Genomic DNA, 22,225 nt, shown 5'->3' on the forward strand with positions numbered 1-22,225 from the left:
TCTCGGCTGGTGGGGTGCGCACAGACTCTACGGCGTGAGAAGGGCGCCGTACGGCTAACGTACGGCGCCCGTGTGGCGTTCCGGCATTTCGTGCGGACCACGTGTCCCGCCCCACGTGTCACACGTCCGACTCTCACATTCCGGCGATGAGCTTCTCCACCCGGTCGTCCACGGAACGGAACGGGTCCTTGCACAGGACCGTGCGCTGGGCCTGGTCGTTGAGCTTGAGATGGACCCAGTCGACCGTGAAGTCCCGGCGCTGCTCCTGGGCCCGCCGGATGAAGTCGCCGCGCAGCCGGGCCCGAGTGGTCTGCGGCGGGACGGACTTGCCTTCGAAGATCTTCAGATCGTTGGCGATCCTGGCCGCCTGGCCTCTCTTCTCCAGCAGGTAGTACAGGCCACGACGGCGGTGGATGTCGTGGTAGGCGAGGTCTATCTGCGCGACCCGGGGGTGGGACATGGTCATGTTGTGCTTCGCCCGGTAGCGCTCGATGAGCTTGTACTTCATGACCCAGTCGATCTCGGTGCCGATCCGGTCGAGATCCTCCGCCTCGATCGCGTCCAGGGTGCGGCCCCACAGCTCCAGCACCTGCTCGACGGTGCCGGTGCGGATGCCCCGGCGCTCGCAGAAGTCCACGGCCTTGTCGAAGTACTCCCGCTGCACCTCCAGCGCGGACGCCTCCCGGCCGCTGGCCAGGCGCACCTTGCGCCGTCCGGTGATGTCGTGGCTGACCTCGCGGATCGCCCGGATCGGGTTCTCCAGGGTGAGGTCCCGCATGACGGTGCCCGCCTCGATCATGCGCAGCACCAGGTCGGTGGCGCCGACCTTGAGCAGCATGGTCGTCTCGGACATGTTCGAGTCGCCCACGATGACGTGCAGGCGGCGGTAGCGCTCGGCGTCGGCGTGCGGTTCGTCGCGCGTGTTGATGATCGGCCGGGAGCGGGTCGTCGCCGAGGAGACGCCCTCCCAGATGTGCTCGGCCCGCTGGCTGACGCAGTACACGGCACCGCGCGGCGTCTGCAGCACCTTTCCGGCGCCGCAGAGTAGCTGCCTTGTCACCAGGAACGGGATGAGGATGTCCGCGAGCCGGGAGAACTCCCCGTGCCGGGCCACCAGATAGTTCTCGTGGCAGCCGTAGGAGTTGCCCGCCGAGTCGGTGTTGTTCTTGAAGAGGTAGACGTCACCCGCGATTCCCTCCTCGTGCAGGCGTCGTTCCGCGTCTACCAGGAGTCCCTCCAGAATGCGCTCGCCCGCTTTGTCGTGGGTGACGAGCTCGGTGACGTTGTCACATTCGGGTGTGGCGTATTCCGGATGTGATCCGACGTCGAGATAGAGGCGGGCGCCGTTGCGCAGAAAGACATTGCTGCTGCGGCCCCATGACACGACACGGCGGAAGAGGTACCGCGCCACCTCGTCAGGCGACAGGCGGCGCTGTCCCCTGAACGTGCACGTGACGCCGTACTCGTTCTCCAGCCCGAAAATGCGGCGGTCCATGACTGAACATTACGCCCGATCCCCTGAACTGAAACGGGGTTCGACGGCACGGTTTGGATCATTTTCCGATGAAGCCGCAACCACCGCCTGCCGCGCGGGAGCTGCGAGGACCCGTCCGGTGGCCGTCAGCACCAGCAGGGAGACGAATCCCGCGGCGCCCGGCAGGACGAACCCCCAGAGCGTGCCGCCCGCCTCCACGACCGGCCCCGCCAGCCCGGTGCCGACCGACGCGCCGACGGTGAACGTGGTCACCAGCCAGGAGAACGCCTCCGTCACCGTGCCCCGGGGCGCGTGCCGGTCGACGAGGACGAAGGCGCAGGCGATGGCCGGCGCCAGGAAGACCCCCGCGACCATGGTGAGCAGCACCATGGCTACCACGCCCGGCATCAGCGTCAGCGGCAGGTAACACACCGCCAGGAGAGCCACCAGCGCCCGCAGTCGCCGGGCGGGGTCGCCGGTCCACCGCCGCGCCCCGTACCCGGCACCGCCGAGCAGCGCGCCGAGCCCCAGGGCGGCCATCAGCCACCCGTACACGGCGTCGCCGCCGCGCTCGTCCGCGTACGGCACGGCCGCGACCGTGATGGAGCCGAGCGCCACCCCCACGAACAGGAAGGCGCCGAGCAGCGCCAGCAGCCCCGGCGACCTGAGCGCGCCCAGCCAGTGCGCCTCGCGCGGTGCCGACCGCCACGCGCGTGCGGGCGGCGACACGACGACCGACAGGGCGCCGAGCACCCCGATCACGTTGAGCACGATCAGCGCGACCTGCGCCGACCACAGCGCCACGCAGAGGGTCACGAGCAGCGGCCCGACGGTGAACATCACCTCCTGGGCCACGGCGTCCATCGCGTACGCCGTGTGCACCTGGCCCTCCTTGGGCAGCACGCTGGGCCACAGCGCCCGCAGTCCGCCCTCCAGCGGCGGGGTGAAGAGGCCCGCCGCGGCGACCGCGACGCAGGCCACCGCCGCCTGCCCGGTGCCGGTGAAGGCGAAGACGGCCGTCGCCGCCGCCGACGCGAGGGCCGCGGGCAGTTGCACGCGCGGCTGGCCGTAGAGGTCCACCAGCCGGCCGAGCACGGGCTGCCCCACGGCGTTGGCGACCCCGTAGACGGCGGCGAGCGCCCCGGCGAGGCTGTACGTCCCGCCCTCGGCCCGCACGAACAGCACGATGGCGATCGCCGCCGTGGCGTTGGGCAGCCGCCCGACGAGCGTGCCGGCCAGCAACCGGACGGCATGCCGCGCCCGGAGAATCTCCAGATACCCCGTGGCCACGCCCGACTCCCCTCGCCGATCCCGCACGTTGTACGTATAACTAGATGCTCCATACGTACCATGGCCGCTGTTCACGAGTCCAGACGAAGGAGCGGGCCCACGGTGGTACGAGGCAGCACGCGTCCGACCAGCAGGGACGTCGCCCAGGCCGCCGGCGTCTCGCAGGCCGCGGTCTCCCTGGTGCTCGGGGACAAGTGGCGCGGACGGGTCTCGGAGCCGACCGCCGAGCGGGTACGCCAGGCCGCGCACGACCTCGGCTACCGCCCCAATCTGGCCGCCCGCAACCTGCGCCTGGGCCACACCCGCACCGTCCTCCTCGTGGTGCCGGCCCTGACCACGGAGTTCTTCGCCGGGGTCTACACCGGCGCCGCCCGGGTGGCCGCCGCGCACGGCTTCGGCGTGGTCCTGTACCCCTCGCCCGAGGGCATCGGGCCGGCCCGGGACCCCTTCGCCTCCGCGCGGGCCGCCCTGGACGGCGTGATCGCCTCCTCGATGGCCGCCGACGCGCTCACCGCGATCCGCGGCGACCAGCTCCCCCTGGTGATGCTGGACAGCGATCCCGAAGGCAGCCTGGGCACGACGACGGTGAACCTCGACATCGCGGACGCGGCCCGCCAGATCGCGGAGCACCTGCTCGCCCTGGGCCACCGCCGCTTCCTCCACCTGGCGGCGGACGTGGCGTCCTGGACCTTCGACGTACGGGCCCGGGAACTGGCGGCCCGGCTGGCCGCGGTCCCGGGCACCGAACTGCGCACGGTCCGCGCGCCCCTGTCCATCGAGGGCGCGCAGGCGGCCACGGCCGGCGCTCTCGCGGCGGCCGGCCCCCGTCCCACCGCGCTCGTCTGCGACGACGACAAACTGGCCGCCGGTGCCTACAAGGCGCTGCGCCGTCTGGGGCTGCGGGTCCCCGACGACCTCTCGGTCACCGGTCTGGACGACCTGGCGCTGGCCACCGCCATCGACCCCGAGCTGACGACGGTCCGGCTGGACGCGGAGCTGTTCGGCGAGCGCGGCATGCGGGCCCTGCTGGCGGTCCTGGACGGCCGTACGCCGGAGGCCGGCGACATCCCGGTACAGCTTGTCGTCCGGGGCTCGACCGCACCGGTGCGGTGAGCCGCCGGCGTCGTCCCGCCGCTGCTCCTCTACTCCTCGTCCGGCTCGGCGGCCGCCGAGCCGCCCGACTCCTCCAGCAGCCGCGACAACTGGCTTCCCACGATCCGCTTGAACTTGCGCTTCTGCGGCCGCCTGCGGTCCAGCACGGCCACTTCCAGGCGCTCGGCGGGAATCTCCCGCTCGCTGCCGTTGGTGTCGCGGGAGAGCGCCTGCACGGCCAGCCGCAGCGCCTCGGCCAGCGTCATCCCGTCCCGGTGCCGCTGGTCCAGGTACCCGCTGATCTGCTCGGCGTTGCCCCCGACCGCCACCGACCCGTGCTCGTCCACGATGGAACCGTCGTGCGGCAGCCGGTAGATCTGGTCGCCCTCGGGCGTCTCCCCGACCTCGGCGACGACCAGCTCCACCTCGTACGGCTTCTCCGCGGCGCTGGAGAAGATGGTGCCCAGCGTCTGGGCGTAGACGTTGGCGAGCCCGCGGGCCGTCACGTCGTCCCGGTCGTAGGTGTAGCCCCGCAGGTCGGCGTAGCGCACGCCGCCGATCCGCAGGTTCTCGTACTCGTTGTACTTGCCGGCCGCGGCGAAGCCGATCCGGTCGTAGATCTCGCTGAACTTGTGCAGCGCGCGGGACGGGTTCTCGCCGACGAAGACGATGCCGTCGGCGAACTGCAGCACGACCAGGCTGCGGCCCCGGGCGATGCCCTTGCGGGCGTACTCGGCCCGGTCGGCCATGGCCTGCTGGGGTGAGACATAGAACGGCGTCGACACCGGTTATCCGTCCCTTTCTGTCGAAGTCACTGGACCACCTGGCAACAAGGCGAGCGGCTCGCCGCTAGAGGAGCGAGGCCCGCGGGCCGTCGGGCTGCTCCAGCCGCCGCTCCAGCACGGACCGGGCGATCCCGGACGACTCGTCGTCGGTCAGCCGGCGGAAGCCGTCGTCGGTGATCACGGTGACGATGGGGTAGATCCGGCGGGCGACATCGGGGCCGCCGGTCGCCGAGTCGTCGTCCGCCGCGTCGTACAGGGCCTGCACCACCAGGGTGGTGGCCTCGTCCTCGCTCAGGTCGCCGCGGTAGAGCTTCTTCATCGCGCCGCGGGCGAAGACGGACCCCGACCCGGTGGCGGCGAAGTGGTGCTCCTCGGAGCGCCCGCCGGTCACGTCGTAGGAGAAGATGCGGCCCCTGCCGCGGTCGATGTCGTACCCGGCGAAGAGCGGCACCACGGCCAGTCCCTGCATCGCCATGCCGAGGTTGGAGCGGATCATCGTCGAGAGGCGGTTCGCCTTGCCCTCCAGGGACAGCGTCGCGCCCTCGACCTTCTCGAAGTGCTCCAGCTCCAACTGGAACAGCTTCACCATCTCCACGGCCAGGCCCGCCGTGCCGGCGATGCCCACCGCGGAGTACTCGTCGGCGGGGAAGACCTTCTCGATGTCCCGCTGCGCGATGACGTTGCCCATGGTGGCCCGCCGGTCGCCGGCCAGCACCACGCCGCCGTCGAACGTCACGGCCACGATCGTGGTGCCGTGCGGCGCCTCGATCACACCCTGCACCGGCGGAAGCTGCCGTTTGCCCGGGAGCAGTTCCGGCTGCTGCTCGCCGAGGAAGTCCATGAAGGAAGAGGACCCGGGCGTCAGGAAGGCAGCCGGCAGACGCCCGGTGCTACGAGTGTTGGCCTCCACGCGATTCCTTCCACTTGATGCTCGTGATGCATGTGTGCGAGAGCCCGCCGTACGACGTCGGGCCGTTCGTGGGTGTGCCCCGGCTCAGCGGTGCGGCCGGAGCACGGTACGCCACGGACCCTACCCGCCCCGCGGCGGTGATCCACCTCCTGCGCGAAAGCGGGGGCGGAAGCGCGAAGACCCCTCCGGGGCCCGGGCGGAGGCCGCGTGCGACGCGGCCCCCGGCCCGGCCGCGGGGCCTACTGGCCGCCCTTCTGCACGAAGGACCGCACGAAGTCCTCGGCGTTCTCCTCCAGGACGTCGTCGATCTCGTCCAGGACGGAGTCGACGTCGTCGCTCAGCTTCTCCTGGCGCTCCTTGAGGTCCTCCGTGGCCTGCGCGTCCTGCGCCTGCTCCTCGGCCTCCTCGGTGGAACGCGTGGCCTTCTGCTGCCCGCCGCCGGTGTCCTTGGTCGCCATCACCCTCACCCCGCTCGGTTCGCCCGACACAGTTGCTCGGTCAAGATCAGACCCTACAAGCCGGGTCTGACATCGGCCCCGCGCTTCTCGCAAGTGCGGCACCACCTCGATGATTCCCGGACGCGACCTTCTCCATCCCGTCCGGCCCGGGGGACCCGGGTACCCACTCAGTTCCCGGACAGCACCCTGACCAGGTCCTCCGCCGTGCGGCAGCGGTCGAGCAGCTCCTTCACGTGATTACGCGTTCCGCGAAGCGGTTCCAGGGTTGGGACGCGCTGCAGGGAGTCCCGGCCCGGCAAATCGAAGATCACCGAGTCCCAGGACGCCGCCGCGACGTCGTCCGCGTACTGCTCCAGGCAGCGGCCGCGGAAGTACGCGCGGGTGTCCTCCGGCGGCTTCGTACGGGCCCGCTCGACCTCGGACTCGCCCAGCAGGCGCTTCATGCGCCCCCGGGCCGCCAGCCGGTTGTAGAGACCCTTCTCGGGGCGCACGTCGGCGTACTGGAGGTCGACCAGGTGCAGCCGGGCGGCGTCCCAGTCGACGTCGTCCCGGCGGCGGTAGCCCTCCATCAGTTCCCGCTTGGCGACCCAGTCCAGCTCGCCGGCGAGGGACATCGGGTCGTTCTCCAGGCGGTTGAGGGTGTCCTCCCACCGCGCCAGGACGTCCTTGGTCTGGTCGTCCGCGTCCGCCCCGTACCGCTCCTCGACGTACTTGCGCGCCAGTTCGTAGTACTCCATCTGGAGCTGGACCGCGGTGAGCGTCCGGCCGCTGCGCAGCGTGACGTGCTGCCTCAGCGTCGGGTCGTGGGAGACCTGGTGGAGCGTGCGCACCGGCTGGTCGACGGCGAGGTCGACGGCGATGAAGCCGTCCTCGATCATCGACAGGACCAGGGCGGTCGTACCCAGCTTCAGGTAGGTCGAGATCTCGGACAGGTTGGCGTCCCCGATGATCACGTGCAGCCGGCGGTACTTCTCGGCGTCGGAGTGCGGCTCGTCGCGCGTGTTGATGATGGGGCGCTTGAGCGTCGTCTCCAGGCCCACCTCGACCTCGAAGTAGTCCGCGCGCTGGCTGAGCTGGAAGCCGTGCTCGTGCCCGTCCTGGCCGATGCCGACGCGGCCCGCTCCGGCGAAGACCTGGCGGGAGACGAAGAAGGGCGTCAGGTGGCGCACGATGTCCGAGAACGGGGTCTCCCGCCTCATCAGGTAGTTCTCGTGCGTGCCGTAGGAGGCGCCCTTGTTGTCGGTGTTGTTCTTGTAGAGGTGGATGGACTGCGCGCCGGGCAACTGGGCGGCCCGCTCGGCGGCCTCGGCCATGATCCGCTCGCCGGCCTTGTCCCACAGCACGGCGTCCCACGGGTTGGTGACCTCGGGCGAGCTGTACTCGGGGTGCGCGTGGTCCACGTAGAGCCGGGCGCCGTTGGTGAGGATCACGTTGGCCAGGCCGATGTCCTCGTCGGTGAGCTGGCTGGAGTCGGCGGTCTCCCGGGCGAGGTCGAAGCCCCGCGCGTCGCGCAGCGGGTTCTCCTCCTCGAAGTCCCAGCGCGCCCGCCGTGCCCGGTGCATCGCCGCCGCGTAGGCGTTGACGATCTGGGACGAGGTGAGCATGGCATTGGCATTGGGGTGACCGGGGACGGAGATCCCGTACTCCGTCTCGATGCCCATTACTCGCCGTACGGTCATGCGGCCCTCCTTGCCCGGCGGCGCCCTCGGTCGGGGACGCCGCTCACGTACCGCTGGCGCTCCGGTGCGTGTGCGGTGCCCGTCCCCGCACTGCGCGACTCGGCGGTATGGCAGAGCCTAGAACGCCGCCGCGCTGGTGGGGAGATCATTTCCGTCATTGCTCCGCTCCGGCCGTGCCCGGCAGAAAACAGTCGGCTGCGGGTACCCGCTGAGGGCACCCGCAGCCACCCTGCTTTTTACAGGTACTGACCGGTGTTCGCCACCGTGTCGATGGAGCGTCCGGTGTCCGCGCCCTGCTTTCCGGTGACGAGGGTACGGATGTAGACGATCCGCTCACCCTTCTTTCCGGAGATGCGGGCCCAGTCGTCCGGATTGGTGGTGTTGGGCAGGTCCTCGTTCTCCTTGAACTCGTCCACGCATGCCTGGAGGAGATGGGAGACCCGAAGCCCCTTCTGGCTCTTGTCGAGGAAGTCCTTGATCGCCATTTTCTTGGCGCGGCCCACGATGTTCTCGATCATGGCGCCGGAATTGAAGTCCTTGAAGTAAAGGACTTCCTTGTCGCCGTTGGCGTAGGTGACTTCCAGGAAGCGGTTCTCCTCGGATTCGGCGTACATGTGTTCCACCGCCGCCTGGATCATGCTCTGGACGGTGACGGACCTGTCCTTGCCGTGCTCCGCGAGATCCTCCACGTGCAGCGGGAGGCGCTCGGTGAGGTACTTGCCGAAGATGTCCTTGGCCGCCTCGGCGTCCGGACGCTCGATCTTGATCTTCACGTCGAGCCGGCCGGGCCGCAGGATGGCGGGGTCGATCATGTCCTCGCGGTTGGAGGCGCCGATCACGACCACGTTCTGCAGGCCCTCCACGCCGTCGATCTCGGCGAGGAGCTGGGGGACGATGGTGTTCTCCACGTCCGAGCTGACACCGGAGCCGCGGGTGCGGAAGAGGGATTCCATCTCGTCGAAGAAGACGATGACGGGGGTGCCCTCGCTGGCCTTCTCACGGGCCCGCTGGAAGACCAGGCGGATCTGCCGCTCGGTCTCACCGACGTACTTGTTGAGCAGCTCGGGACCCTTGATGTTCAGGAAGAAGCTCTTGCCGGTGGCCTGACCGGTCACCTCGGCGACCTTCTTGGCCAGCGAGTTCGCGACCGCCTTGGCGATCAGCGTCTTACCGCATCCGGGAGGCCCGTAGAGCAGGACGCCCTTGGGCGGACGCAGCTCGTGCTCCTTGAACAGGTCCGGGTAGAGGTACGGCAGCTCCACCGCGTCCCGGATCATCTCGATCTGCCCGCCGAGGCCGCCGATCTGCTCGTAGCCGATGTCGGGGACCTCTTCGAGGACGAGTTCCTCGACCTCGCTCTTGGGAACGACCTCGTAGACGTAGCCGGAGCGCGGTTCGAGCAGGAGGGCGTCGCCGGGGCGGATGGTGATGCCCCGCAGCGGCTCGGCGAGCCGCACGACCCGCTCCTCGTCGGTGTGCCCCGTCACCAGGGCGCGCTCGCCGTCCTCCAGGATCTCCTTGAGGGTGACGATGTCGCCGACGCTCTCGTACTCCATGGCCTCGACCACGTTGAGCGCCTCGTTGAGCATCACTTCCTGGCCGCGCCGCAGTCCTTCGAGCTCGACGCCGGGGCTGACGTTCACCCGGAGCTTGCGGCCCCCGGTGAAGATGTCGGCGGTGCCGTCCTCGTTGGCCTGAAGGAAGACGCCGAAGCCGGCCGGCGGCTGCGCCAGCCGGTCGACCTCTTCCTTGAGGGCCACGATCTGGTCGCGGGCCTCCCGGAGGGTATTGGCCAGCCGCTCGTTCTGCGCGGAGACGCCGGCCAGGTTGGTCTGCAGTTCGACGATCCGCTCTTCGAGAATTCTCGTGTGCCGCGGAGAGTCGGCGAGCTTGCGTCGCAGGACGGCGATCTCCTGCTCAAGGTAGGCAATCTGCCCGGCCGGGTCGTCGGACCCGCGTCCCGGGCGGATGCCGCGGTTCATGTCGTCGTCGTGGGCTGCCACGGTCCTCACCTCCTCCAAGGGGAGCTGGACGCTTCCAGACCCTACCTGGGTGGGTGTCGATTGAAACCCCTAGATCACAAAGACTGTCGGGGTGTGTCCGATCTTCACCCTTGCGCTCTCCCTCACGCCAGGCCAATACCCACCCAACGCACGGGGAAAGCAGCCGGGGGTAGGGTCGAAGTGTTCAACACCCGTCGGAGCTGGCCGGATTCCCGTCGGGCCCGAGGGAGAAACGGCAGGAGAGATGAGCGTGCAGCAGGAGGCCGGAGTCGCCGGCGAGGCACTGGAGGTCTGGATCGATCAGGACCTCTGCACCGGCGACGGCATCTGCGCCCAGTACGCGCCCGAGGTGTTCGAGCTGGACATCGACGGCCTGGCCTACGTCAAGGGCGCGCAGGACGAGCTGCTGCAGGACAAGGGCGCGACAACGCCGGTGCCGCTGCCGCTCCTCACCGACGTGGTCGACTCCGCGAAGGAGTGTCCGGGCGACTGCATCCACGTACGTCGCGTTTCGGACAGCGTCGAGATCTACGGTCCGGACGCAGAGTGACCAAATCGTGACCGATGATGCACGCTCCGTGACCGTCGCCTGATGTCGCGACGCTGTCCGGCGAGCGGCTCGGTCAGACCGTGCGGGCCCCGGCCGGGGTGGAACGTACGAACGCGGCGTTCTTCCACTGCCACTTCGCGTCGTCCTCGGTGTCGGGGCAGCAACTGGGCACGTCCGCCGTGGAGTAGCCGAGGAGCGTGGCGAGGACGGCGCCGCCGCGCACCGCGAAGTCCGTGACCGTCTGCCGGTCCTTCGGTTCGACGAGGGTGGCCACCACGCGCGGTTCGTCGCTGTCGGCGCCCTGGGTGAGGACGTACACCCCGTCCGGCGGGGTGCCCATGGGGGCGTCGCAGTGGACCACGGCGACCGTCTCCGGGCGGCCGTCGCCGTCCAGGTCGCCGGTGGCCTTCTGCTGCACGACCGCCTTGACGGGACCGCACTCCAGGGGGAACGTGACGGCCGCCGGATCGGGTGGCGTCCCGTGCACCGGGGCGGTCTTCGCCGGCGGGCCGGCCGCCTGGGCGGCCGTGGCGGCGTCGGGCTGCAGCACCGAGGAGAGGGCCACCACGGCGGCGATGGCGGTCGCGGTGGCGACCCAGTGGATGGGCCGGGTACGGGTGTGCGCCAGGTCCGGAACGGCGGAGTGCTGCACGAGGAGTGTCTCCTGTGAGGGCTGTGCCGGTGGGATGGCCAGCATCGTGCCACACGTCACAGGAGGAGGGAACGGCGGGGTGGGTACCCGATGGGGTCCGGCCCGCTACCGTCCCGGGGCGCGCGACGTGCGGCCGGGTCAACGTGATGACGCCGTGGCGCAGTTCCCTCGGGGCGCGGGGAACTCTGCCACGGCGTCGTCACGTTGGTGGTGGTGCGGGGACCGCTCAGCGGCCGGCGCCTCCGTCGGCGTTGGGTCCGGAGTAGTCCTCGCCGTAGGCGCCCTTGGCCGGGCGGCGGCGCCGCATGGGCGGCTCCACCCCGTCGGCGAGGCGGCGGGCGGTGAGCAGGAAGCCGGTGTGGCCGATCATCCGGTGGTCCGGGCGGACGGCCAGTCCCTCGACGTGCCAGTTGCGGATCATGCTCTCCCAGGAGGTCGGCTCGTTGAAGGAACCGATCTCCCGGATGGACTCCACGGTCCGGGCGAGCTGGGTGGTGGTCGCCACGTAGCAGCACAGGATGCCGCCGGGGACGAGCGCCTTCGACACGGCCTCCAGGCACTCCCAGGGGGCGAGCATGTCGAGGATCACGCGGTCGATCTCGGTGTCGGACAGGTTGTCCTGGAGGTCACCGACGGTGAGCTGCCAGGCGGGGTGCGGGCCGCCGAAGTAGCGCTCCACGTTGCCCCGCGCGATCTCGGCGAAGTCCTCGCGGCGCTCGTAGGAGTGCAGCATGCCCTGGTCGCCGATGGCGCGGAGCAGGAAGCTGCTCAGCGAACCGGAGCCCACCCCGGCCTCCACGACGCGCGCGCCGGGGAAGATGTCGGCGAAGGCCAGGATCTGGCCCGCGTCCTTCGGGTAGACGACTGCGGCCCCGCGGGGCATGGACAGGACATAGTCGGGGAGCAGGGGGCGCAGCGCGAGATAGGCGACGTTCCCGGTGGTACGGACAACGCTGCCCTCGGGAGCGCCGATCAGCTCGTCGTGGGGGAAGGAACCCTTGTGGGTGTGGAAGTTCTTCCCGGCCTCGAGCGTGAACGTGTAGTGGCGGCCCTTGGGGTCGGTGAGCTGAACCTGGTCCCCGACCTTGAAGGGCCCGCGCCTGCGGGCGGCACCGGTCGGTTCGGACATGTGACCAGCCTACCGGCAGCCGGGAGGGCCGCCGACCACGCCGGGCGTCAGGAGGGCCGGGCCATGGCCTTGACGAAGGCGCGCTCGACGTCGGCCGCGGAGAGCACGCCGTAGATCTCCCCGGTGTCCTCGACCACGAGGTACTCGGTGGCCGGGGTGGCCCGCAGGACGTCGAGGAGTTCCTCGCCGGCCAGCTCGGCCGAGACCCGCATGCCGTCGGTGAGGTCCTGGGCGAGGCCGCTGACGGCGACCCAGGGGCGGCGGTGCTCCGGTACGCCGACGATGGCGGCCTCACGGACCAGTGACAGCGGGCTGCCGTCGCCGTCGACGACGACCAGGGCGCGGGCCCCGGCGGCGTTGGCGCGGCGCAGCGCCTCGGAGAGCGGGGTGGCGGTCTCCACCGGGACGGCGCGCCGGGTGAGGTTGCGGGCGCGCAGCTCGGGGAGGTGCTCGCGCAGGCGGGCCATGCGCAGGCTGTTGCCGGCACCGGTCCAGATGATCGCGGCGAGGATGGCGGCCAGCAGGGCGTCCATGACCGTGTCCATGCCCACGTTGTCCACGGCGTCGGAGCCGAGCGCGCCGGACTGGGTGAGCAGCGGCAGGCCGATCAGGACCGAGAGGGCGAGCGCCCGGCCGACCCAGGCGGCGGCGATGGTGCCGGTCATCGGCCTGCCGGTCAGTTTCCAGACCACGGCGCGGAGCATCCGGCCGCCGTCCAGGGGGAGGCCGGGCAGCAGGTTGAAGGCGGCCACGATCAGGTTGGAGATCATCAGGCCGGCCAGCAGCACACCGGGGACGGTGCCGGGCTCGACCGGTTGCAGGGCGAGGTAGAAGAGGCCGGCGAGGACGAGCGAGAGCAGCGGGCCGACGAAGGCCAGGACGAACTCCCGGCCGGGTGTCTCGGCCTCCTTCTCGATCTCGGAGACGCCGCCGAAGAACTGGAGCTGGATGCGGCGGACCGGGAGCTTGAAGCGGAGGGCGGCGACGGTGTGGGCCAGTTCGTGGACGAGTACGGAGGCGTAGAAGGCGACCGCGAAGAACAGGGAGACCAGATAGCGGGCGGCACCCAGCTCGGGCAGGACGCGGTCGAGCTGGCCGCCGAAGACCCAGGTGATCAGGGCGGCGACCAGGAACCAACTGGGCGCGACGTAGACGGGCACGCCGAACGGCCGCCCCATCAGCAGTCCGCCGCCGGGCTCGCGGGGCCGCCGGGGCGGGCGCCCGGAGCCGCGTCCGCCGGGTCCGCCGGGCGCCCGGTGCTCTCCGGTGTGGTGGCCGGCGGGGGCGTGCGGGAACGGCCGGGAGCCGCCGGCGTGCTTACCGGGGCCGGGCGCGGGAACCGGCGGGGCCGCGGGGGTGGTGTCGCCGGGGGTGGTGGCGCCGTCGGGGGCCGGGTCGGGGTGTGCCGGGTCGGGAGCCGGGACCGCGGGCCCTTCGTGCTGCTCGGCCGGCTCGTCACTGCCGGACCGCGGCTGTCCGCTCCCGCCGCTCACGTCCACGGTGTCCCCTCGATCGAAGCGTCCTCCGCGCCTGCCGGGCGGAAGGGTCTCCACTCGATGGTATGCGGCCGTCGCGCCCCGTTCCGCCCCGGCACCCCACTGTGCTCGCCCCGCGCATCAGGCGTCACGGCCGCGGCTGGGGGGGTTGTCAGTGGCGGGCCTTATGGTCTTTCGCATGGAGACGAGCATCGAGGGTGTCGCGGCGGGGCCGGGCGGCCCCGCCACGCCGGCCGGTACGCGGGCGCCGGCCGAGCCGACGGCGACGGCTGTGGCGACGGCGACGGCGACGGCGACGGCTGGGGACGAGGGCGCGGAGACCCCCGTACCCGTCCCGGCCGCCAAGGCGCCCTCCTCCCTCTCCCCCTCGCGTGCCGGCGACTTCATGCAGTGCCCGCTGCTGTACCGGTTCCGGGTGATCGACCGGCTCCCCCAGAAGCCGAGCGAGGCGGCGACCCGGGGCACTCTGGTGCACGCGGTGCTGGAGCGCCTCTTCGACGCCCCGGCCGCCGAGCGGACCCCGCCGCGGGCGAAGGCGCTCGTCCCCGGTCAGTGGGACCGGCTGCGCGAGACCAGGCCGGAGGTCGAGGAGCTGTTCGCCGACGACCCGGAGGGCGAGCGGCTGGCCCGCTGGCTCTCCGAGGCCGAGCGGCTCGTGGAGCGCTGGTTCACACTGGAGGACCCGAGCCGGCTGGAGCCTGCCGAGCGGGAGCTGTTCGTCGAGACCGAGCTGGAGTCGGGCCTGCGGCTGCGCGGCATCATCGACCGGGTCGACGTGGCACCCACCGGCGAGGTGCGGATCGTCGACTACAAGACGGGCAAGGCGCCGCGGCCGGAGTACTCCGAAGGCGCGCTGTTCCAGATGAAGTTCTACGCCCTGGTGGTGTGGCGGCTGAAGAAGGTCGTGCCGCGGCGGTTGCAGCTCGTCTACCTCGGCAGCGGTGACGTGCTCACCTACGACCCGGTCGTCGCCGACCTGGAGCGGGTCGAGCGCAAGCTGCTGGCGCTGTGGGAGGCGATCCGGCTGGCGACCGAGACCGGTCAGTGGCGGCCCCGGCCCACCAAGCTCTGCGGCTGGTGCGACCACCAGGCCCACTGCCCGGAGTTCGGCGGCACTCCCCCGCCCTATCCCCTGCCGGTGACGGTGGCGGGGCTCGACACCACCCGGCCTTGACTCCGCGGCGCGGTGGCTGTGCGGCGCCCCGGGGCGCCCTGGTCCCCGCGGCTGCCCTGCCGCCCCGGCGACCGCTGCCGCCGGGGCGGCAGGGCAGAATGAGGGCGGACTAGCGAAGGAGACTTACGTGGCCATCCGCGTCCTACTGGTCGACGACCAGCCGCTGCTGCGTACGGGCTTCCGGATGATTCTGGAGGCGGAGCAGGAGATCGCGGTCGTCGGCGAGGCCGGAGACGGCCTTCAGGCCCTGGACCAGGTACGGGCCCTCCAGCCCGACGTGGTCCTGATGGACATCCGCATGCCGCGGATGGACGGGGTGGAGGCGACCCGGCAGATCACCGGTCCCGGCCGGGACGGCCCGGCGAAGGTTCTGGTGCTGACCACCTTCGACCTCGACGAGTACGTGGTGGAGGCGCTGCGGGCCGGTGCCAGCGGCTTCCTGCTCAAAGACGCCCCGGCCAATGAACTGGTGCAGGCGATCCGGGTGGTGGCGGCCGGGGAGGCGATGCTCGCGCCGAGCATCACCAGGCGGCTGCTCGACAAGTACGCCACCCATCTGCCGTCGGGCGACGAACCGGTCCCGGACACCCTGCACACCCTGACCGACCGCGAGGTGGAGGTGCTCAAGCTGGTGGCGCGCGGGCTGTCCAACGCGGAGATCGCCGCCGACCTGTTCGTCAGCGAGACCACCGTCAAGACGCACGTGGGCCATGTGCTGACCAAGCTCGGTCTGCGCGACCGGGTGCAGGCCGCGGTGTACGCGTACGAGAGCGGGCTGGTGCGCCCCGGCGCGCAGTAGTCGGCAGGCGGCGAGCAGCGCGGCAGGCAGCGGGCGGCGGTCGTGGCCGCCGGGAGGACGAGAAGGGCGCCCCCGTCCGGCGGGGGCGCCCTTCTCGTGTCTCGTGCGTCGTTCCGGCCGGCCCGCGCGGGGCCGGCCGGGGCGGGTCACTCGCTGACGCCGCGGCCCAGCTCCCAGAGCTGGAGCGAGGAGGAGGAGTTGAGGACGTAGGCGGTGCCGGTGACGTCGTCGCGGGTGGCGACGTACTGCTTGCCCTGCCACAGCGGCAGCAGCGGCACGTCGTCGGCGATGATGTCCTGGATCTCGGTCAGGCTCTCGCCGGCCGCCAGCCGGTCGGCCTCCCGCCGCGACTGCGGGATCAGCGTGTTGATGATCTCGGTGTTGTCGTACGGCGAGTTGAGGGTGTCGTTCTCGTCCAGGAACGGGGCGATGAAGCTGTCGGCGTCGGGGAAGTCGGGGAACCAGCCCATTCCGAAGACGTCGAACTCGCCCTCCTTCTCCGCCGGGCGGAACTTCTCCCAGGCCTGACCCTCGATCTGGACGTCGAAGAGGCCGCTGTCGTTGAGCTGCTTCTGGAGCTGCTCGAACTCCTGCTTGGTGGCCGCACCGTAGTGGTCGGTGGTGTAGTGCAGCGTCAGCTTCACCGGGGTGGTGATGTTGGCCTGCTCCAGCATCGTCTTGGCCTTGTCGACGCTCGGGTCGCCGTACTTGTTGAAGAACGAGTTGGAGTGGCCGGTGATGCTGGCCGGGACCATCGAGTACAGCGGCTCGGCCTGCGAACCGTAGACGTCGGCGACGAGTTCGCTGCGGTTGACGACCTGGGCCATCGCCTGGCGGACGGCCTTGCTCTTCACGGTCGTGGCGCTGGTGTTGAAGCCGAGGTAGCGGATCTCCAGACCGGCGACCTCGACCAGGTCCACGTCGCTGTCGGTGGCCTCGGAGAGCTTCTGGATCTGCTCCGGCGTCATCGCGCGGGTCATCAGGTCGATGTCGCCCTTTTCGAGGGCGGAGCCCATCGACTCGGCGTCGGCGAAGGAGGCCAGCTCGACCTTGTCGTTGTTCACCTTCAGGCTGCCCTTGTAGGTGGGGTTCTTGGTGAACACCACCTTGGTCAGCTCGCCGCCGTCGCTCTCGGCCTCCAGCGTGTAGGGGCCGGAGCCGTCCACCGCGAAGCCCTCGCGCAGCTTGCCCTTCTCGTAGTCCTTCGGGTTGACGATGCCCGCGACCGGGGTCGACAGCTTGAAGGGGAAGGTGGCGTCGGCGGTCTTGAGGTGGAAGATCACCTCGCGGTCGCCCTGCGTCTCGACGGTGTCGACGGTGGACAGCAGCGAGAAGACCCCGGTGTCGGCCTCAAGGGAAATGGCCCGCTCGAAGGAGAACTTCACGTCGGCCGCGGTGACCGGATCGCCGTTGGCGAACTCCAGCCCGTCGCGCAGGGTGCAGGAGTACCGCTCGTTGCCCGTGTCGGTGAATCCGCACTGCTCGGCCGCCTCGGGCACCGGCTCCCCGTCGCCGCGCGGCTGGACCATCAGGGTCTGCACGGTCTGGCGCAGGATGTTCCAGGTGCCGACGTCGTAGGCGTAGGCCGGGTCGAGGGGCGCGGGATCGTCCTTGGAAACCGTGAACCGGTCCGTGGTGCCGACGACGATCGCGTCACCGCCGCTGCCGCCGTCGGACCCGCCGCACGCGGCGAGCACCGGCGCGAGCAGGCCGACCACGGCCGGCAGCACCAAAGTCTTACGGTTCATGCTCGAGTTTCTCCAGAGCTGTCGGTTCCGCGTATCTCGCGTGCAGGGGTGTCGCGGCGGATCACGGGCTGGGGGCGGGGTTCTCGCGACGAGATTAGTCCGCGCTCGCACGAGGGTTCACAGCCACCGGAGTTGACCGCTCATCACGCAGCGAAACCGGGCGTGGACAGACCGAAAACCCGACAGTGGAAGAATTGGCGCAGGCGTCTATGAATCAGGACACATGGTCCCGCCGACGCTCCTCGACATGGAGCGGACAGCACAGGCGCAGTTCCCTGTCGACCCCCGGGGGCGTGGGGAACGTCACATAGCCGGGTGCGGGTGGGGCGGCGAGAATTCGGCCGTTCCGGGCAGGTGAATTCCTTTCCCGAAATTGCCGTGTTATCGCGGCCGCACGCTGGGTGAAGGCGTGACCCGGTCCGCGGGGGTCATCAGACCGCGCAGGAATGCCAGGTCGACTTCTTCGAGCGAGGTCACGACGGTGCGCCGGGCGGCGGGCGTGATGGGGGCGACCGACGGCACCGCGACGACCTGGCAGCCCGCGGCCTCGGCGGCGGCCACGCCGGTCGCGGTGTCCTCGACCACGGCGCATCTGCCGGGGTCCGCGCCGAGTCCGGCCGCGGCGGTCAGGTACGGGTCCGGGTACGGCTTGGTCCGCTCCACCTCGTCGCCCGCGACCGTCAGGGCGAAGTGGTGGGCGCCGAGCGAGGCGAGCACCCGGTCGATGATGCGCCGGTGGGAGGCCGAGACGAGCGCGGTGGGGACCTGGTGGGCGTACAGCTCGGCCAGGAGCCGGGTGGCGCCGGGCATGAGCGGCAGCGTGCGGGTGATGCGCTTCTCGAAGCCGTCGTTGAGCAGCACGGTCAGCTCGGCGAGCGAGACGCGGGCGCCGGTGGCCTCGATGAGGAAACCGGCGCTGCGGGTCATCGGGCCGCCGACCACGACGTGGCGCCAGGAGTCGTCCAGGGTGTGGCCGAGGGCGGCGAAGACCTCCACCTCGACGTCCCACCAGAAGCCTTCGGTGTCCACCAGGGTGCCGTCCATGTCCAGGAGCACGGCCTGGAGGGCGGAACCTTCGGCCGGACGGGTGCCGGGCGCGGGGACCGTACTGGTCATCCACTGACCTCCTTGAGGGACGGTCAGGCCGGTTCCCGTGACGGGAACCGGCCTGCGGTGGACCGACCAGTGTACGACGCCCGGGAGCGGTGTGCCCGGTGAGCGGTACGGCGGCTCAGCGGCGGCTCAGCGGGCGGCTCAGCGGGCGTTGAAGTACTTCGCCTCCGGGTGGTGGATGACGATGGCGTCGGTGGACTGCTCGGGGTGGAGCTGGAACTCCTCCGAGAGCTGGACGCCGATCCGCTCGGGCTCCAGCAGAGCGGCGATCTTCGCCCGGTCCTCCAGGTCGGGGCAGGCGCCGTAGCCGAGCGAGAAGCGGGCGCCCCGGTACTTCAGGGCGAACATGTCCTCCATCGCGGCCGGGTCCTCCCCGCCGTAGCCCAGTTCGGAGCGGACGCGGGCGTGCCAGTACTCGGCGAGGGCCTCGGCGAGCTGGACGGAGAGGCCGTGCAGTTCGAGGTAGTCGCGGTAGGCGTTGGCCTCGAACATCCGGGCGGTCTCCGCGCCGATGCGGGAGCCGACGGTGACGACCTGGAAGCCGACCACGTCGATCTCGCCGGACTCCTCCGGGCGGAAGAAGTCGGCCAGGCACAGGCGCCGGCCGCGCCGCTGGCGCGGGAAGGTGAAACGGGTGCGCTCGTTGCCGGCGTCGTCGAGGACGATCAGGTCGTCGTCCTTGGAGACGCAGGGGAAGTAGCCGTAGACGACGGCCGCCTCCAGCAGGTTGTCCGTCTGGAGCCGGTCCAGCAGGCCGCGCAGCCGGGGCCGGCCCTCGGTCTCGACCAGTTCCTCGTAGGACGGGCCCTCGCCGGTGCGGGCCTGCTTCAGGCCCCACTGGCCCTTGAACAGGGCGCCCTCGTCCAGCCAGGAGGCGTACTCCTTGAGCTGGATGCCCTTGATGACGCGGGTGCCGCGGAAGGGGGGCTCGGGAACCGGGTTGTCGGTGGCGACGTCGGAGCGGACGTGTCCGGCCTCGGGGCGCTCCTCGACCTCGACGGAGGCCGTGGCCCGCACCCGGCGCTGCCGCAGCTCCGGCAGCTTGGCCCCCGGCACCCCGCGCTTGATCCCGATCAGCGCGTCCATCAGCCGCAGTCCCTCGAAGGCGTCGCGCGCGTAGCGGACCTCGCCCTCGTAGACCTCGTGCAGGTCCTGCTCGACGTAGGCGCGGGTGAGCGCGGCGCCGCCGAGGATGACGGGGAAGTCGGCCGCCATGCCGCGCTGGTTCAGCTCCTCCAGGTTCTCCTTCATGATCACCGTGGACTTCACCAGCAGACCCGACATGCCGATCACGTCGGCCCGGTGCTCCGCGGCGGCCTCCAGGATCGCCGAGACCGGCTGCTTGATGCCGAGGTTGACGACGGTGTAGCCGTTGTTGGAGAGGATGATGTCGACGAGGTTCTTGCCGATGTCGTGCACGTCGCCGCGGACGGTGGCGAGCACGATGGTGCCCTTGCCGTCGTCGTCGCTCTTCTCCATGTGCGGTTCGAGGTGGGCGACCGCCGTCTTCATCACCTCGGCCGACTGGAGCACGAACGGAAGCTGCATCTGGCCGGAGCCGAACAGCTCGCCGACGACCTTCATGCCCTCCAGCAGCACCTCGTTGACGATCTCCAGCGCGGGGCGGGCCTGAAGGGCGGTGTCGAGGTCGGCCTCCAGGCCGTTGCGCTCGCCGTCGATGATCCGGCGCTGGAGGCGCTCCTCCAGCGGCAGCGCCGCCAGTTCGTCCGCCTTGGACGCCCGGAGCGACTTGGCGGTGGCGCCCTCGAAGAGGGCCATCAGCTTCTGCAGCGGGTCGTAGCCCTCACGGCGCCGGTCGTGGACGAGGTCGAGGGCGGTGGTGACCTGCTCCTCGTCGAAGCGGGCGATCGGCAGGATCTTGGAGGCGTGCACGATCGCCGAGTCCAGGCCGGCCTTGACGCACTCGTCCAGGAAGACGGAGTTCAGCAGGATGCGGGCGGCCGGGTTCAGGCCGAAGGAGATGTTCGACAGGCCGAGCGTGGTCTGCACCTTCGGGTGGCGGCGCTTCAGCTCGCGGATGCCCTCGATGGTGGCGACGCCGTCGCCCCGGGACTCCTCCTGGCCGGTGCAGATGGTGAAGGTCAGACAGTCGACGAGGATGTCCTCCTCGCGGATGCCCCAGTTGCCGGTGAGGTCGTCGATCAGCCGTTCGGCGATCTCGACCTTCTTCTCGGCGGTGCGGGCCTGGCCCTCCTCGTCGATGGTCAGCGCGATCAGCGCGGCGCCGTGCTCCCGCGCCAGCTCCGTGACCTTCGCGAACCGGGACTCGGGGCCGTCGCCGTCCTCGTAGTTCACCGAGTTGATCACCGCGCGGCCGCCGAGCTTCTCCAGTCCGGCACGGATGACGGGGACCTCGGTGGAGTCCAGCACGATCGGGAGGGTGGAGGCGGTGGCGAAGCGGCCGGCCAGTTCCGCCATGTCGGCGACGCCGTCCCGGCCCACGTAGTCCACGCAGAGGTCCAGCATGTGGGCGCCTTCGCGGATCTGGTCGCGGGCCATCTCCACGCAGTCGTCCCAGCGGCCGTCCAGCATCGCCTCGCGGAACTTCTTCGAGCCGTTGGCGTTGGTGCGCTCGCCGATGGCGAGGTAGGAGGTGTCCTGGCGGAACGGCACCGACTGGTACAGCGAGGCCGCGCCCGGCTCCGGACGCGGGTCGCGCACGGTCGGGGCGGCGCCGCGGACCCGCTCGACGACCTGGCGCAGGTGCTCGGGGGTGGTGCCGCAGCAGCCGCCCACCAGGGAGAGGCCGTACTCGCGGACGAAGGTCTCCTGCGCGTCGGCCAGCGCGGTCGCGGAGAGCGGGTAGTGGGCGCCGTCCTTGCCGAGGACCGGCAGACCGGCGTTGGGCATGCAGGACAGCGGGATGCGGGAGTGGCGGGCGAGGAAGCGCAGGTGCTCGCTCATCTCGGCCGGGCCGGTCGCGCAGTTCAGGCCGATCATGTCGATGCCCAGCGGCTCCAGCGCGGTCAGCGCCGCGCCGATCTCCGAGCCGAGCAGCATGGTGCCGGTCGTCTCCACCGTCACCGACACGATCAGCGGCATGTCCAGGCCCAGCGCGGTCAGGCCGCGGCGGGCGCCGAGCACGGCGGCCTTGGTCTGCAGCAGGTCCTGGGTGGTCTCCACCAGCAGGGCGTCCGCGCCGCCCGCGACCAGTCCCTCGGCGTTCTGCTGGTAGGCGTCGCGCAGCAGGCCGTACGGGGCGTGGCCGAGGGTGGGGAGCTTGGTGCCGGGGCCCATGGAGCCCAGTACCCAGCGCGGCCGGCCGTCCTTCGCGGCGAACTCGTCGGCGACCTCGCGGGCGACCCGGGCGCCGGCCTCGGACAGCTCGTGGACGCGGTGCGGGATGTCGTACTCGGCGAGGGCGGAGTGGTTGGCGCCGAACGTGTTGGTCTCGACGCAGTCCACACCGACGGCGTAGTACTCCTCGTGCACCGAGCGGACGATGTCGGGCCGGGTCAGGTTCAGGACCTCGTTGCACCCCTCTAGCTGCTGGAAGTCCTCCAGCGTGGGGTCCTGGGCCTGGAGCATGGTGCCCATCGCGCCGTCGGCCACCACCACGCGGGTGGCGAGGGCCTCGCGCAGGGCGGCTACACGGGTCCGGGTGTCGGCGGGCGGGGTGGACGGCGACGAGGCCATGAACGGGGCTCCCTAGGATGCGACGGCTGTCGGCTTTGCGGCTTCCCGCAGGATGCCCGGTCACGGGCGGGCCGGGGAGGACGCACGCCGTCAGGGTAGCCGGGACGCGCCGCGAATGGTCGGGGGCGTCCACGGGACGGACGAGGAAGGGCGCGGAGGAAACGGGGGGAGGCGGGGGGGGGAAGCGGAGGGAAGCTACGGAGGGGGCCGGGGAGC

At 70.9% G+C, this 22,225-nt stretch carries 17 protein-coding genes; 4 read left to right on the plus strand and 13 right to left on the minus strand.

The genetic code is table 11. The features are described 5' to 3' along the window. Positions 1–133 precede the first annotated feature (133 nt). Both pafA and ABEB00_RS34650 read right to left on the minus strand, forming a co-directional pair. A complete protein-coding gene (gene pafA, locus ABEB00_RS34645) occupies positions 134–1,495 on the minus strand; it encodes a Pup--protein ligase (RefSeq protein WP_345624698.1) in 1,362 nt (453 codons plus the stop codon). A 9-nt stretch (positions 1,496–1,504) separates the two neighbouring features. Beyond that, positions 1,505–2,764: an MFS transporter gene (locus tag ABEB00_RS34650; protein WP_345624699.1), complete on the minus strand. Its 1,260-nt coding sequence runs from the start codon at positions 2,762–2,764 to the stop codon at positions 1,505–1,507. Positions 2,765–2,824: 60 nt separating this feature from the next. Here ABEB00_RS34650 and ABEB00_RS34655 point away from each other — a divergent pair, with 60 nt between their 5' ends. Then, a complete protein-coding gene (locus ABEB00_RS34655) occupies positions 2,825–3,877 on the plus strand; it encodes a LacI family DNA-binding transcriptional regulator (protein WP_345624700.1) in 1,053 nt (350 codons plus the stop codon). Between the two features lie 29 nt (positions 3,878–3,906). Here ABEB00_RS34655 and prcA read toward each other — a convergent pair whose 3' ends face one another. The 5 genes from prcA to arc form a co-directional block, all read right to left on the minus strand. Continuing rightward, entirely contained in the window at positions 3,907–4,641 is a 735-nt protein-coding gene (prcA, locus tag ABEB00_RS34660; protein WP_345624701.1) for a proteasome subunit alpha, read from the minus strand. Positions 4,642–4,705: 64 nt separating this feature from the next. Continuing rightward, positions 4,706–5,551, minus strand: coding sequence for a proteasome subunit beta (gene prcB, locus ABEB00_RS34665; protein WP_345624702.1), 846 nt, complete (start codon positions 5,549–5,551; stop codon positions 4,706–4,708). Between the two features lie 239 nt (positions 5,552–5,790). Then, positions 5,791–6,009, minus strand: coding sequence for a ubiquitin-like protein Pup (locus ABEB00_RS34670; protein ID WP_345624704.1), 219 nt, complete (start codon positions 6,007–6,009; stop codon positions 5,791–5,793). A gap of 167 nt (positions 6,010–6,176) precedes the next feature. Beyond that, complete coding sequence (gene dop, locus ABEB00_RS34675) at positions 6,177–7,688, minus strand: depupylase/deamidase Dop (RefSeq protein ID WP_345624705.1); 1,512 nt, start codon at positions 7,686–7,688, stop codon at positions 6,177–6,179. Positions 7,689–7,924: 236 nt separating this feature from the next. Further along, a complete protein-coding gene (gene arc, locus ABEB00_RS34680) occupies positions 7,925–9,691 on the minus strand; it encodes a proteasome ATPase (protein WP_345624706.1) in 1,767 nt (588 codons plus the stop codon). 244 nt (positions 9,692–9,935) lie between these two features. Here arc and ABEB00_RS34685 point away from each other — a divergent pair, with 244 nt between their 5' ends. Then, on the plus strand, positions 9,936–10,241 hold the full coding sequence (locus ABEB00_RS34685) for a ferredoxin (RefSeq protein ID WP_345624707.1): 306 nt from the start codon (positions 9,936–9,938) through the stop codon (positions 10,239–10,241). Between the two features lie 73 nt (positions 10,242–10,314). Here ABEB00_RS34685 and ABEB00_RS34690 read toward each other — a convergent pair whose 3' ends face one another. The 3 genes from ABEB00_RS34690 to ABEB00_RS34700 form a co-directional block, all read right to left on the minus strand. After that, positions 10,315–10,893 carry a hypothetical protein gene (locus tag ABEB00_RS34690; RefSeq protein ID WP_345624708.1) on the minus strand — a complete coding sequence of 193 codons (579 nt, stop codon included), beginning with the start codon at positions 10,891–10,893 and terminating at the stop codon, positions 10,315–10,317. Positions 10,894–11,119: 226 nt separating this feature from the next. Further along, a complete protein-coding gene (locus ABEB00_RS34695) occupies positions 11,120–12,022 on the minus strand; it encodes a tRNA (adenine-N1)-methyltransferase (protein WP_345624709.1) in 903 nt (300 codons plus the stop codon). Between the two features lie 47 nt (positions 12,023–12,069). Beyond that, positions 12,070–13,521 carry a site-2 protease family protein gene (locus tag ABEB00_RS34700; protein WP_345624710.1) on the minus strand — a complete coding sequence of 484 codons (1,452 nt, stop codon included), beginning with the start codon at positions 13,519–13,521 and terminating at the stop codon, positions 12,070–12,072. A 175-nt stretch (positions 13,522–13,696) separates the two neighbouring features. Between ABEB00_RS34700 and ABEB00_RS34705 the strand changes: the two genes are divergently transcribed. Both ABEB00_RS34705 and ABEB00_RS34710 read left to right on the plus strand, forming a co-directional pair. Further along, entirely contained in the window at positions 13,697–14,692 is a 996-nt protein-coding gene (locus ABEB00_RS34705) for a RecB family exonuclease (protein WP_345624711.1), read from the plus strand. Positions 14,693–14,819: 127 nt separating this feature from the next. Beyond that, positions 14,820–15,491 (plus strand): response regulator, encoded by a 672-nt coding sequence (locus ABEB00_RS34710; protein WP_345624712.1) that lies wholly within the window; start codon positions 14,820–14,822, stop codon positions 15,489–15,491. 146 nt (positions 15,492–15,637) lie between these two features. On the opposite strand, the gene ABEB00_RS34715 is transcribed toward ABEB00_RS34710, so the two are convergent. From ABEB00_RS34715 to metH, 3 genes are all read right to left on the minus strand, one after another. After that, complete coding sequence (locus ABEB00_RS34715) at positions 15,638–17,239, minus strand: ABC transporter substrate-binding protein (protein ID WP_345624713.1); 1,602 nt, start codon at positions 17,237–17,239, stop codon at positions 15,638–15,640. Between the two features lie 381 nt (positions 17,240–17,620). Then, positions 17,621–18,355 (minus strand): HAD family hydrolase, encoded by a 735-nt coding sequence (locus ABEB00_RS34720; RefSeq protein WP_345624714.1) that lies wholly within the window; start codon positions 18,353–18,355, stop codon positions 17,621–17,623. A 138-nt stretch (positions 18,356–18,493) separates the two neighbouring features. Then, entirely contained in the window at positions 18,494–22,009 is a 3,516-nt protein-coding gene (gene metH / locus ABEB00_RS34725) for a methionine synthase (protein ID WP_345624715.1), read from the minus strand. Between the last annotated feature and the right edge of the window lie 216 nt (positions 22,010–22,225).

This window comes from Streptomyces ziwulingensis (assembly GCF_039542605.1).
Taxonomy (GTDB): Bacteria; Actinomycetota; Actinomycetes; order Streptomycetales; family Streptomycetaceae; genus Streptomyces; species Streptomyces ziwulingensis.